This is a genomic window from Shewanella sp. AC91-MNA-CIBAN-0169, from assembly GCF_040310165.1.
Lineage (GTDB): Bacteria > Pseudomonadota > Gammaproteobacteria > Enterobacterales > Shewanellaceae > Shewanella.
This window is the reverse complement of record NZ_JBEOPM010000011.1, coordinates 108,101-121,393: the sequence shown is the minus strand read 5'-3', so window position 1 is coordinate 121,393 and position 13,293 is coordinate 108,101. Positions and strand designations below refer to the sequence as shown.

At 42.4% G+C, this 13,293-nt stretch carries 13 protein-coding genes; 3 read left to right on the top strand and 10 right to left on the bottom strand.

Annotated elements, in window-relative coordinates:
* The first annotated feature begins 22 nt into the window (after window positions 1–22).
* The gene (locus AAEY98_RS11450) at window positions 23–1,612 is read left to right on the top strand and encodes a GMC family oxidoreductase (protein WP_351016996.1); all 1,590 of its coding nucleotides are present in this window, start codon (window positions 23–25) and stop codon (window positions 1,610–1,612) included.
* Between the two features lie 70 nt (window positions 1,613–1,682).
* Here AAEY98_RS11450 and AAEY98_RS11445 read toward each other — a convergent pair whose 3' ends face one another.
* Together AAEY98_RS11445 and AAEY98_RS11440 are read right to left on the bottom strand one after the other, a co-directional pair.
* Window positions 1,683–2,174, bottom strand: a complete 492-nt coding sequence (locus AAEY98_RS11445) for a TIGR02444 family protein (protein ID WP_351016993.1) — start codon at window positions 2,172–2,174, stop codon at window positions 1,683–1,685.
* 72 nt (window positions 2,175–2,246) lie between these two features.
* Window positions 2,247–4,157, bottom strand: coding sequence for an ABC transporter ATP-binding protein (locus tag AAEY98_RS11440; protein ID WP_101085260.1), 1,911 nt, complete (start codon window positions 4,155–4,157; stop codon window positions 2,247–2,249).
* A gap of 176 nt (window positions 4,158–4,333) precedes the next feature.
* Between AAEY98_RS11440 and AAEY98_RS11435 the strand changes: the two genes are divergently transcribed.
* Window positions 4,334–4,531 carry a YheV family putative zinc ribbon protein gene (locus tag AAEY98_RS11435; RefSeq protein ID WP_162023862.1) on the top strand — a complete coding sequence of 66 codons (198 nt, stop codon included), beginning with the start codon at window positions 4,334–4,336 and terminating at the stop codon, window positions 4,529–4,531.
* Between the two features lie 36 nt (window positions 4,532–4,567).
* On the opposite strand, the gene AAEY98_RS11430 is transcribed toward AAEY98_RS11435, so the two are convergent.
* The 8 genes from AAEY98_RS11430 to sfsA form a co-directional block, all read right to left on the bottom strand.
* Window positions 4,568–5,086 carry a hypothetical protein gene (locus AAEY98_RS11430; RefSeq protein WP_101085262.1) on the bottom strand — a complete coding sequence of 173 codons (519 nt, stop codon included), beginning with the start codon at window positions 5,084–5,086 and terminating at the stop codon, window positions 4,568–4,570.
* 491 nt (window positions 5,087–5,577) lie between these two features.
* Window positions 5,578–6,432: a pantoate--beta-alanine ligase gene (panC, locus tag AAEY98_RS11425; RefSeq protein ID WP_351016990.1), complete on the bottom strand. Its 855-nt coding sequence runs from the start codon at window positions 6,430–6,432 to the stop codon at window positions 5,578–5,580.
* A gap of 243 nt (window positions 6,433–6,675) precedes the next feature.
* Window positions 6,676–7,470 (bottom strand): 3-methyl-2-oxobutanoate hydroxymethyltransferase, encoded by a 795-nt coding sequence (gene panB / locus AAEY98_RS11420; RefSeq protein ID WP_351016987.1) that lies wholly within the window; start codon window positions 7,468–7,470, stop codon window positions 6,676–6,678.
* Between the two features lie 68 nt (window positions 7,471–7,538).
* A complete protein-coding gene (folK, locus tag AAEY98_RS11415) occupies window positions 7,539–8,024 on the bottom strand; it encodes a 2-amino-4-hydroxy-6-hydroxymethyldihydropteridine diphosphokinase (protein ID WP_162023860.1) in 486 nt (161 codons plus the stop codon).
* Window positions 8,025–8,026: 2 nt separating this feature from the next.
* Complete coding sequence (gene pcnB, locus AAEY98_RS11410; protein ID WP_162024398.1) at window positions 8,027–9,328, bottom strand: polynucleotide adenylyltransferase PcnB; 1,302 nt, start codon at window positions 9,326–9,328, stop codon at window positions 8,027–8,029.
* Between the two features lie 241 nt (window positions 9,329–9,569).
* On the bottom strand, window positions 9,570–10,451 hold the full coding sequence (gene gluQRS, locus AAEY98_RS11405) for a tRNA glutamyl-Q(34) synthetase GluQRS (protein WP_101085267.1): 882 nt from the start codon (window positions 10,449–10,451) through the stop codon (window positions 9,570–9,572).
* Window positions 10,452–10,598: 147 nt separating this feature from the next.
* Entirely contained in the window at window positions 10,599–11,042 is a 444-nt protein-coding gene (dksA, locus tag AAEY98_RS11400) for an RNA polymerase-binding protein DksA (RefSeq protein ID WP_011638715.1), read from the bottom strand.
* A gap of 118 nt (window positions 11,043–11,160) precedes the next feature.
* The gene (gene sfsA / locus AAEY98_RS11395) at window positions 11,161–11,865 is read right to left on the bottom strand and encodes a DNA/RNA nuclease SfsA (RefSeq protein ID WP_101085268.1); all 705 of its coding nucleotides are present in this window, start codon (window positions 11,863–11,865) and stop codon (window positions 11,161–11,163) included.
* A gap of 144 nt (window positions 11,866–12,009) precedes the next feature.
* Here sfsA and pepB point away from each other — a divergent pair, with 144 nt between their 5' ends.
* A complete protein-coding gene (pepB, locus tag AAEY98_RS11390; RefSeq protein WP_351009625.1) occupies window positions 12,010–13,284 on the top strand; it encodes an aminopeptidase PepB in 1,275 nt (424 codons plus the stop codon).
* Window positions 13,285–13,293: the final 9 nt, after the last annotated feature.

Sequence of the window (13,293 nt, the reverse complement as noted above, 5' to 3'; positions counted from 1 at the left end):
CTACTGTATAGGGAGTATTACCTTGGCCATTATTGATCCTATTATTACTGGTTTAAGCGCGGGTTGGCATCATATCGATGCGAGCACCTTAGAGATCGATCGTCACTTTGACGCGGATGTGGTTATTGTGGGAACCGGTGCGGGTGGCGGTACTGCAGCAGAAATACTCACAGAAGCTGGCTTAAAAGTGATTATGATTGAAGGCGGGGCGCTCAAATCATCGACAGACTTTGATATGGAAGAGCGCCACGCTTATCCTAATCTATACCAGCAGGCTGCTGCGATGAAAACGGCAGATAAAGGCATTGGTATATTCCAAGGTCGTGCAGTAGGTGGTTCAACCACAGTCAATTGGACTACAGCTATTAGAACGCCGGAACAAACATTGGCTTTTTGGGAACAAGAAAAGTCGGTCAAAGGGTTATCTTCGCAAGTGTTACTGCCGTGGTTTGAGTTAATGGAAAAACGCCTCAATATTGAACAATGGCAATATGAACCTAACCGTAATAACGGTGCATTACGCGAAGGTTGCGAAAAATTAGGTTGGGATTACACCGTCATCAAACGTAATGTTAAAGGCTGTTGGAATACTGGTTATTGCGGTATGGGTTGTCCTGTTAATGCTAAGCAATCAATGTTGGTTACCACCATACCCGCAGCGCTTGATAAAGGCGCTACGCTAATTTCACGCGCCAGAGTGATTAAGCTTGAGCATAAAGGTGATAAAGTTGTCGGCTTAACCGCGCAGGCTTTAACGCAAGGCTTAAAGCCCACGTCGGTGAACATCACTTTCAGTGCCAGGCATTATATTTTAAGTGCCGGTGCGATTCATACCCCGACTATTTTAATGCGTTCTAATACCCCCGATCCGCACAAACAATTAGGCAAAACCTTCTTACACCCTTCATTGTTGTCAGGCGGGATATTTGATGAGCAAATTAATGGCCACAGTGGAGCGCCACAATCTATCTATTCCGATGAATTTGTCTGGCATGATGGCGCTGCTGGAGAGCTAGGTTATAAACTTGAAGTTGCCCCTGTTCATCCGGTATTAATCGCGTCAAAAACCATTGGTTATGGCGTTAGTCACGCCCAGTTAATGGCTAACTTTAACCAAATGCAGGTGACCATTGCGCTTATACGTGATGGTTTCAATCAGCAATGTCCTGGTGGTCAGGTTCGGTTAACTGATAACGGCTTTGCATTAGATTATCCTTTAGGCCAAGGTTTCTGGGATGGTGCTCGTCGAGCATTTTTGTCGATGGCTGAGTTACAATTTGCTGCTGGTGCTAAAAAAGTATTACCAATGCACGATGGCTTGTCATTTTTAAACTCATGGAGTGAAGCAAAGCAGGCTATCAATGATGTCGATTTAGGCTTACTAAAAACCATCGTTGCGTCGGCTCATGTTATGGGCGGCTGTGCTATGGGTGAAGATAAAACGCTGTCAATGGTTGATACCTTTGGTAATTCACATTACCTGGAAAACTTATCTGTGATGGATGGTTCGGTATTTCCAACCAGTTTGGGGGCTAATCCTCAATTGTCTATTTATGGCCTTGTCGCCCGAAATGCGACAGCATTAGCACAAAAATTGACTCAAACTAGCTAGCTGAACGGCTTGGTATGCCGTAGCATGGCGGTATATCAACGTACGGCAAGTCGCTAAACCAGATGATGGGTTATGAGTGAGTAAGGCCTGTTTGGGTGGTCAACTCAGTCATAATGCTTTCATCTAAGCCAAATAAGCGAAGGTAGTGTTGTATATTGCTCGGCTCAGTATTATCAGGTTCAGTATCTAACGTTTTTCCCTGCAGTAAGTTCAATTTGTGCAATAACATGTACTGAGATTTACGTTCCATAATGAGCTCAACATCGAGCATTTTTTGATATTCTTCACCGTCTAAGTATGCTTTAGCAATCCGCCGTAATCGTCGATAAGGTTGCAACACATTTGCTTCCCATTGATCTACAATACCCGTCAATAATTCCCACAGTTGTGGCGTCAACACATAATGCTGTTGATCAAGGTATTGAGCCAATAATAAAATATTCACATTTACTTGGTAAGTGTCTTGTAAGTTTATGTAAAAATTGGGATTAGTTGAGTAATTTTGTTCGCAATCATGCCAAATTAAATAGCTAAATGTTTGCTGGTGAGAAGGCCGCGACATACAGTATCCCTTACAGCCTTAAGTGGTGTGAGTTAACACCACTTAAGGCTTGAATAAAATAAAACTAACTGTTTATTGAAAATCTTGCTCGAAAAGCTCTATCTGCTCTTGAATGTCTAACCAATGCATTTCACTTTCATCCATAGCTTGAGTCAGCGTAGTCCGTTCGTTGAGAACATTGGTCATTTTAGCTTTGTTCTCGGCTTCGTATAAGCTGCCATCGGCTAACTCAATTTCTAATTCGGCTAATCTGGCATTAATTTTTTGCTGTTGAGTTTCTAACTTTACTTGTTGTTTTTTCAGCGGCGATACTTTCTGACGTAATTCAGCTTCCATTCTTTTTTGCTGTTTTTTATCAACTGCATCACCGCCAGTGCCAACATCTGTTTTGTTGTTGGCTTGTGCTAGTTTAGCGGCATCGAGCAACCATTGATGATAGTCATCTAAGTCACCGTCAAAAGGTGTTACAACACCTTGGTCAACTAAGTAATAATCACTACAACTTAAGCGTAATAGGTGACGATCGTGTGACACGATGACCATTGCACCCTCAAAGGTTTGCAATGCCATGGTGAGTGCGTGACGCATCTCTAAATCTAAATGGTTGGTCGGTTCATCTAGTAATAGTAAATTTGGACGCTGCCAAACCACTAATGCTAATACTAGGCGGGCTTTTTCGCCGCCAGAAAACGGCCGTACTGGCGATAAGGCCATATCACCATTAAAGCCAAACCCGCCTAAAAAGTTGCGTAATTCTTGTTCGCGAACACTTGCTGGTGCAAGTCTTACTAAGTGTTGCATTGGAGAGTCATCAAGCGTTAAAAATTCAACTTGATGCTGAGCAAAATAACCAATATTCAATCCTGGGTTAGGTTGGTATTTACCCGTTTTAGCTTGTAATTGCCCTGATAACAGTTTGATCAGTGTCGATTTACCGGCACCATTTCTACCTAACAAACCAATACGCGCACCAGGGACTAGGTTTAACTCAACCTGTTTCAGGATGGTGTTATCTTCATAACCAATAGAGACATTTTCCATTACCACTAATGGGTTAGGTAGCGCTTCTGGTTCTCTAAAGGCCATTTGAAATGGATTGTCTACTTGTGAGGGCAACAAATCGGCCATGCGTTCGAGGGCTTTTAAGCGGCTTTGTGCTTGTTTAGCTTTACTGGCTTTATAGCGGAAACGATCAACAAATGACTGCATATGTGAGCGTTCTTTTTGTTGACGCTCAAAGGCGACTTGTTGCTGGGCCATTCGTTCGGCGCGTACTCGTTCAAAAGAAGAGTAATTACCTTTGTAGTAATTTAGTTTGTGATTTTCAACATGAACAATTTCACCAACAATGCCATCGATAAAGTCACGATCGTGACTGATCAAAATGAGTGTCCCTTGATAAGATTTTATCCAACCTTCTAACCAATACATGGTATCTAAGTCTAAGTGGTTGGTTGGCTCATCGAGTAACAATAAGTCTGAACGACATAATAGTGCTTGGGCTAAGTTGAGGCGCATACGCCAACCACCAGAGAAGCTTTTTACTGGGTTACTTTGGTCTGCATCTTTAAACCCTAAGCCCGCTAATAGCGCGCCTGCTCGCGCTTTAATGGCATAGCCGCCAATAGCATCAATTTTGCCGTGAATAAGCGCAATGGCATTACCGTTATTGTCGGTTTGGGCTTTCTCTAGTTGGGCTTCTAAATCACGGTATTCAGTGTCACCGTCGAGGACATACTCTAGAGCCGACACATCTAATGCCGGTGTTTCCTGCGCAACAGAGGCAACTTGCCAGCCTGAGGGGAAACTAAATTCACCCTTATCTAGATGTAAATGACCCAAAATCAAGGCAAGCAATGATGATTTACCTGTACCGTTGGCGCCGACAAGGCCAACCTTGTGTCCGGGATAAATCGTCAGTGAGGTTTCATCGAGTAAGGTTTTACTGCCGCGAATTAACTGAGCTTGGCTTATGTTGATCATTAATTACAACTTGATACTTAAGAATAGAATAATGGTGCAGATAATATCGCATCTACGATTTATTTCCCACAATCACGGGACTCATGTGGGCTAATCATGGCAAAATAGGCGTATAAATCAGGTAAAGACCTTATTGAGTTAACCGCTCATTCAGTAAACACTAAGTTGAGTAAATCATGACCAAAATTAAAAAGCGTTTTGTTGCAGGGGCTAAATGCCCTAAATGCAGTGCTAAAGACAGTATTTTATTGTTTAAAGAAAATGGAATTGAAACGGTTGAATGTACTGACTGTGATTATCGTGAGCAACAAACGGATATTAAAGTGCCTCAAAAAACCAGTGGTAGCATGATCGGGGTATTCAAACCTGATTAACGTGGCGTGGCATCTCAACGCAGATGAAGAGTTGAGTTAGTTACTCATATATTCATCTGGTTGTGTTTCAGCAGATATCTTCATTTTATGTTTAGTTAATATCTGGATAACATTAGTATTATTTTTAATTAGGCCGTTGAAGCGTGTAGTAATTTCTTGTAATTCTAGGCCGTAACTTGGGTCGTCTCTAGGTTTAGTTTGCCAGTAACGCTTACGATCCAATTTTTGTATTTCGCTAGCCCGTAAAATTTCAAAATAGCTGTTTTCTTGATTTAAGCGATAAATTTCACCATCAAGTAGCTGCAGTAATTTCTCTTTAGAAATGGTTTGTTTATTGAGTATTGCTTCTAAGGGATCTTGTTTGAGCTCGCGCTTGTCCGAGTCAACCTCAGTGGTTATACCCAATTGGTATTCAATTTTATGTTGGCTATATTCCTGAGGGCAAGCTGTTTGGCTGAAAACGACTTTTTCATCCATCATGCATTTGTAAATAGTATTGGCTTGAGCAGTAAAAGTGCTCATGGCGAGTACGATGAATAACAGTCTTTTTGCCATGCGGCCACACATCCTTTTGTCATCACTATTACGATTTTGATATCACATGTTTACGTTTTCGACACTAGGCCTTGTCGATGATGCATTCAGCCTCACAGTTGACAACCATGTCTAGCTGCTAATGGTAAGCAATCACCGGTTACGTATTTTGGCTAAAGGTATTGTTTTTTACTGTATCTCGCCAACTCACTTATTTAACTAGTGTTTTGATGAGCTTATGTACTTAAACCGATTAGCATTTTTTAACGCTACGCAAGTAAGACATTACCCATACTCGTTACCGGATATTGAATACTCGGCAATCATACTTTGCTAACTATATAACTATAATCACGTCGATAATACTATTCTAACGCTTAAATATGGTTCAATTTTATCGATAAAACCAGTTTTTTGACAATGGAAATCTCAATAAAATAAAAAATCTTTGTTTTTTATTTTATTGAGTTAAGCCAAAAAATAATGTTTTTTTAGCGAAGCGTGCTATGTGCCTAACTTGAATGACGAGAAAATGACACGTTGTCTATCAAGCGCGCTTTGCCGAGATACGCCGCCCCAATAACCACTAGCTCACTGTCAGCTGCCGTTACTTGGCGTAATGTATTGGCATTTCTCACTTCGAGATAATCAGGAGTAAAACCAACTGTTATAAGTCGTTTTTTGGCAATTGAGATAGCTTGTTGTATTGCTTCACCGCGTTGAATTGCGTTAACAATACTGTCTAATGCTTGTTTTAATGTTGCTGCTGAGTGTTTTTCTTCAGTGGTTAAATAGCCATTACGAGAGCTCATCGCAAGACCCGACGCTTCTCGGATAGTTTCCACTCCAATTACATCGATTGGCATCGATAAATCTTCAACCATGGTTTTGATAATCATCAATTGTTGAAAATCTTTACGGCCGAATAAGGCGATATCAGGTTGAACAATATTAAACAATTTGGAAACTATAGTGGCCACACCACGAAAATGACCTGGGCGGCTTGCACCGCATAATTCATCACCAATTTCTGGTACTTCAATAAATGTTTGCTGTGCCAATCCTTTGGGATAAATAATCTCAGGTGTTGGAGTGAAGAGTAGTTCTGTTCCGGCAAACATTAGCTTTTCGCTATCTTGTGCGAGTGTGCGTGGGTAACCCTCTAAGTCTTCATTGGCACTAAATTGCATCGGATTAACAAAAATAGATACCACCACATGGTCTGCGCGCTTTTTAGCTTCATTCACTAAGGTAATGTGACCTTGGTGTAAGTTACCCATAGTAGGCACAAAAGCAACCGTTTCGCCTTTGCTGCGCCAAGTCTTAACATGTTCGCGAATGGTTGAGATAGCGGAAGTGGTTATCATTTTCTGTTCGAACCTTAATAAAAACAATGTAGTCATTGATGTAGATTTAATGATTAGCCTCAAGCCGAATAAGAGCTAGGGTAATCGATAACAACGGGTTTATTTCGCATCTGCAAATCAAACTTGCCGTTTGTGTTGCTAACGAAGGTGCATTGACTCATCAACTGTCGATCTATTGTAAGTCAATGCAACGTAGATAGCAGAGCAAAAATGATAATAAATTTATATTATCAAGATGTTATATTAATTAAAGGTATGTTCTTCCGCTGGGAATGTGCCGTTAGCAACTTCATCAATATAAGCTCTGATAGCCGAACGGATTTCGCCGGTTTGTTTGAGATAGTTTTTTGAAAAACGGGGAATGTAGCCACTCGAAATGCCTAAAACATCGTGCATAACAAGAATTTGGCCATCGGTGTCAGCTCCAGCGCCGATACCGATAACTGGAATGGTTAGTGCTTCAGTAATGGCTTTAGCCAGGGAGGCTGGAATACACTCAACCACTAATAATTGCGCACCAGCAGCTTGCAATGCTTTAGCTTCATCTAGAATGCGTTGCGCGTTATCAGCGTCGCGACCTTGCACTTTAAATCCGCCAAAAACGTTCACCGACTGTGGCGTTAATCCTAGGTGAGCACAAACTGGAATACCACGTTCGGTTAACATTTTTACGCTTTCAAGTAACCAATGTCCGCCTTCTAATTTAACCATGCTGGCACCTGCCTGCATTAATATTGCAGCGTTAGTCATGGTCTGTTCTGGGGTGCTATAGCTCATAAACGGCATGTCTGCGATGAGTAATGCGTGCGAAACACCACGTTTGACACAAGCGGTATGGTAAGCAATATCGGCAATGGTTACTGGTAAGGTATCGTTATGGCCTTGAAGCACCATACCGAGTGAATCACCCACTAGAAGTACATCAACACCTTCACTGTCAAATGCGCCGGCAAAGCTAGCGTCATAAGCCGTTAATGCGGTGAACTTTTTACCTTCTTGTTTGAACTTGATTAGGGTCGAACTGGTGACTTTTGACATAGTAGACTCTTAAAACAATATTGAAATACTAAAAGCTGAGCTTAATCTTCTGTCTGTTAAGATCAACTTTAATCGATAAGCTTTTGTAATTCATCACGCATTGCCACACTAATAAGGCTTTCAAGGCTTGTATTACAAGGCAATGTTAGCGCTGGTGCAATGTCTGCTAATGGAACTAACACAAAACTGCGTTGCTTCATGCCGTAATGAGGCACACAAAGTCGAGGTTCGTTGATGTGTTGTTGACCATAGAGTAACAAATCTAAATCTAAGGTACGAGGTCCCCAGTGTTCAAGTCGTACACGCCCTTGTTGTTGCTCGATTTCTTGTAAGGTATCGAGTAACTCAATGGGCAATAGCGAGGTTTCAAACCCCGCGACAGCATTGACATAATCTGGCTGAATAACATCACCCATGGGCTTGGAACCATAATATGCTGACACCGTAAAAGTGTTGTTTATTGCCAATGCCTTTAGCGCCAATACTGCAACATCGAGTTGTTGTATTGGCTCAGCTAAATTAGCGCCTATGGCAACATAAACTTGAACCGCCATTGTTATTCTTCTGCTGGCTTGGCTGCTGGTTTACGGCGACGCTTACGCTGTGGTGCATTTCTGTTACGATTATTGCTGCCTTTGATGCTTTTAGCTATGTCGCTACGGTCAGTTTCATCAGCTTCTACAAACGCTTTCCACCACTCAGCTATCTTGGCAATATTACCCATTTCAACTTCACCGCGCAGTAGCAGTAAATCATAAGCTGCTCTGAATTTAGGGTGCTCTAGTAGTTTAAATGCTCGAGTGCCTTGACCGCGTTCTAATCGTAACTGCAATTGCCAAATGTCGCGTGCTGGAGTGCTAAATCGGCGTGGTAAGCTAATTGTTAGACACTGTTTTTCAAGCACATCACCCATTGCAGCAACATATGCATCGTAATGAGTTAAGCCGCTTTCAATGGCAATATCATCAGCTCGTTGCTTAACGGGATACCACAAGATTGCCGCAAAGAAAAATGCCGGAGTCACGGTTTTATCTTCGCTAACACGGATATCGGTATTACGCATAACGACTTGGAGCATTTTAGCGGCATACCCTTTAGGCGACTCTTCAATTAATGCACCGACTTGTGGGAACAAGGGCGCGAATAAACCAAAACGTTGCATCATGTGGTAATTAGCTTCTGCTTTACCGGCAAAAAACAGTTTCAATACTTCTTCATACATGCGCGCAGCAGGAATATCTGCTAGCAATGGAGCAAGGGCTTTGATGGGATCCGCTGTCACGGCATCGATTTGCATATCAAGTTTCGTCGCAAAACGAACAGCACGAAGCATACGCACCGGGTCTTCGCGGTATCGCGTGTCTGGGTCGCCAATAAGCTTAATCGTTCTAGCATTGAGATCGTTTATTCCACCACCATAGCTGCGAATAGAATAATCACTAATATCATAGTAGAGCGCGTTAATGGTGAAGTCACGGCGCTCAGCATCTTCATCGATCTCACCGTAGACGTTATCGCGTAACAAACGGCCTTCAGCGTTGGATTTTGATACTTTATCATTGCTTTCACTGTGGTGACCGCGGAAAGTGGCAACCTCAATGACATCACGACCAAAAACGATATGCGCCAGTCTAAAGCGACGGCCGACTAAGCGACAATTGCGGAATAACTTTTTAATGTCATCTGGGGTGGCATTAGTGACGACGTCAAAATCTTTCGGTTCAAGACCTAATAGAATGTCACGTACTCCACCGCCCACTAAATAAGCTTTGTAGCCAGATTTATTAAGACGATAAAGTACTTTTAGTGCATTTTCACTAATTTGACGACGTGAAATTGAGTGACCATCTCTGGAGATAATATCCAGACGTAAGCCATCTTCTTGAATGGGTTCTTCAAGGACTGGAGCTACTTTGTTGTTTTCAAATAGCTGTTTACAGAATTGGCTAATACGGCGAAAAATAATACACCTCGAAATGCTATAATAATTTGATTAAAAATCTGGCGGGTATAATACATTAAATGTGACCGAATGAGTATACGTACAGTTGCGCTAAAAAGGGCTTAATGCAATAACTTATGTCAGTTAATGACGATACCTAGTTGTTTATTGTCGATAAGACAATTTCTTTTTGTGCAGGAATCGTGCTTAGGTCAAATTGTTCAACAGCCTGTTTAAGCATCACTTCTACCGAATCTACATCGACAGCTTTTTGGCCTAAAAAGGTCAGTGCCGCATTAATACTGGCTTGAGGGTGAATGACATCTATGGCTGGAGCATAATTCTGCTTGGATAATTTAAAGCCTTTCTCGGCACAAACTAACGGCAAATGTAGCCAATCAGGTGGCGTAAATTCCAATTGGGTAAACAAACTTATTTGTCGGCAACTGGCTTCAAGTAAATCACAACCTCTGACCACTTCAGTTATGCCTTGATACGCATCGTCGAGTACAACGGCGAGTTGGTAAGCATACAAACCATCACTGCGTTTAATAATAAAGTCTTCTTCGGCGAAAGCTTTATCAACCATCACCGAGCCTTGAAGTTTATCAACAAAATGATCAATTTTAACGTGATTACGAATTCGAATTGCGCCGTGTGTCAGTCTAGGCTGAAGTCGGCCACAACGGCCGTCATACACTCCGCCGCTGGTTTGAATTATTTTACGTGTGCATTGGCAATAATAAGCAAGATCACTGGCGATAAACGCTTCAATTTGATCTTGATAAGCCTGATATCGTTGCTGTTGAAATAGTACGGTTCCATGCCAATGTAAGCCGTAGGCATCGAGTGTTCTAAGGATGTTATCGCTTGCACCGGGGACTTCGCGTGGCGGGTCGATATCTTCTATGCGGACAAGCCATTGGCCTTGTTGACTGTGCGCGCGAAGATAACTGCCTAATGCAGCAATGAGTGAGCCAAAATGCAGTGAACCTGATGGTGAGGGCGCAAAACGTCCGATATAGGATGGGGGAATCATGTTATAGCGTTGTTTTTCGTTAACATCGTATTGTTATTATCGTCAGTTAATGCGACAACACAATAGCCTTGTTAATTTGTTAATTTGTTAGTGGGTAAATAAAGTCAATAAAAAGGGCGAGATAATCTCGCCCTAATCAATAACGGGTTAACCCGCCATTTGTTTTTCTTTTATTTCAGCTAGCGTTTTACAATCGATACATTGATCGGCTGTAGGGCGAGCTTCAAGTCGACGGATACCAATTTCTACGCCACATGAGAAGCAGAAACCAAAATCGTCTTCTTTGATCAACTGTAAAGTCTTTTCAATCTTTTTGATCAATTTACGTTCTCTGTCACGAGCGCGTAATTCTAAGCTGAATTCTTCTTCTTGTGCTGCACGGTCGACAGGATCAGGAAAGTTTGCAGCTTCATCTTGCATGTGAGTTAACGTACGGTCGACTTCTTCACGCAATTGGTTACGCCATGCTTCGAGGATCAATGTAAAGTGACCACGTTGCTTGGTATTCATATACTCTTCACCAGCCGATTCCTGGTAAGGATCTACTCCAGCGATAGCGAGTACGCCAAGTTTTTTCGTGCCTTGAGGCATAACGCATCTCCTGTAATCATTTGCGTTTTAAGGACGTCTTAAATTTATGGCCGCTATCTATACCAGAAACTCTATAGCGTGGCAAATTTTTTACTTGTTATTTAATTTTTATTTTGATCTACAGCATGACTTTACAAGCTGAAGTGATCAGGCTTCCCTGTGGCGAAAGCGCTGTTTTATAAGCTAGCACTTCAACGCCATTTGCTACGGCTTGTTCAAGTAAGTCTGCATATTGTGGATCTATATGTCGCGCGGGTTTAACACTCGTGATGCCACTGTGCTGCACCACAAATAATAAAACAGCACGATGGCCTAATTCCACCATGTGGATGAGTTCTCGCAGATGCTTTTGTCCACGAGTGGTTACGGCATCGGGGAAGTAACCCATTTTATCTTCTAGTAAAGTACAACTCTTCACTTCAATATAGCACTCTGGCCGGTTTTGGCTAGTGAGCAAGATATCGATGCGGCTATTTTCACTGCCATACTTTACTTCGCGTTTTAAATGCTCGTAACCTAATAGTTCGGTAATCACTTGCCGATTAATCGCTTCTTCTGCAAGAGCATTGGCTCGCCCGGTATTAATCCCGATATAATGCTGCTGATCTGTCTGCATTAATTCCCATGTGTGGGCATATTTTCGTTTTGGATTGTCGGAGCTGGAAAACCACACCTTTTCACCAGGGAATAAGCAATTTTTCATTGAACCAGTATTTGGGCAATGAATCGTGATTTCTTGCCCGTTAGGTAGCATGATATCGGCAAGAAAGCGTTTGTATCGTTTAATTAATACACCGGATTCTAATTCGGGAGTAAATTTCATCGATGACTCATCTAATGAGTTGATTTACAACAATGCTAACAAACTTTAGCTTGGTTTATCGATTATGTTTTGTCTACACTACTGCCATTAGCTCGTGATTAAGCTCGAGCATTGGTGTTATTTGGCTTACTACAAGGGATTATTATGAATATTATGACCGTTACGCTCACCACCGAAGCCCCTGCAGAACATTGGGGTAAAGCTGATGTGACTTACCAAGGTACTAAGGCAACAATCCATCTATCGGGTAGCGATGAACTGCGTCAAGTGCAGATGGCCGCAAGAAAAATCCGCAATCAAGGCATTAATTATGTGCAGCTAGACGGTGGCTTATGGACCCTGAATTCACAGTGGGCATTTGCACAAGGTTTTGCCACGGCTAAAGCAGGATACCAAGTGGACTGGTGTGGTAGTGACGCCGATAAAGAAACGTTGAATCAACGTGCCGTAGCGGCCCAGTTTGCGCGCAAATTGATCAATGATACTCCAGAAGATTTATCGCCTTTATCGTTAGCTAATCAAGCGGCGTCTTGGCTAAAAAATATTGGTGGTGACCATGTCAGTTTTAACATTATTGAAGGCCATGAATTATTAGAAAAAAAATGGGTCGGTATTCATGCTGTGGGTCGTGGTAGTGAACGTCCTCCTGCATTGTTAGAGCTTGATTTTAATCCGTTAGGCGCAGATGCTCCAGTCTCTGTTGCCTTAGTGGGTAAAGGTATTACGTTTGACTCAGGCGGCTATAGCTTGAAGTCGTCAGAAGGTATGTTAGCGATGAAGTGTGACATGGGCGGTGCTGCCACTGTTACTGCTGCATTGGGATTAGCCATGAAGGCTGGTTTGAACAAACGCGTTAAGCTATTTTTGTGTTGTGCAGAAAACTTAGTTAGCGGTAATGCTTTCAAGCTGGGTGATGTTCTAACCTACAAAAACGGCACCACGGTTGAAATTGTTAATACTGATGCTGAAGGACGTTTAGTGCTAGCCGATGGTTTACAAGCTGCATCAGAAACGGGCGCAGGCTTAATTATTGATGCTGCAACGTTAACCGGCGCTGCTGTGATGGCTGTGGGCTCAAATTATAACGCCATTTTTTCACCACAAAAGGCGACATTACAGCTTGCACAGCAATGTGCTGAAGCCGTTTCTGAAAACGTATGGCCATTGCCGTTAGATGCTTGGCATAAAGATATGTGTCCATCAGCTTATGCTGATACTGCAAACAGTCGCCCAGTTAAAGGTGGCGGTGCAGGTGGCGCATCAAACGCGGCCGGTTTCTTATGGCGTTTTGTATCACCAAATGCGAATTGGTTACACGTTGATCTCGCAGGTGCTTTTGAATCATCAGCGTCGGCGCTATGGGCCGCTGGTGCGACAACACATGGCGTATTGACCATTGCTGAGTTATTAAAAGACTAGTCATCAATT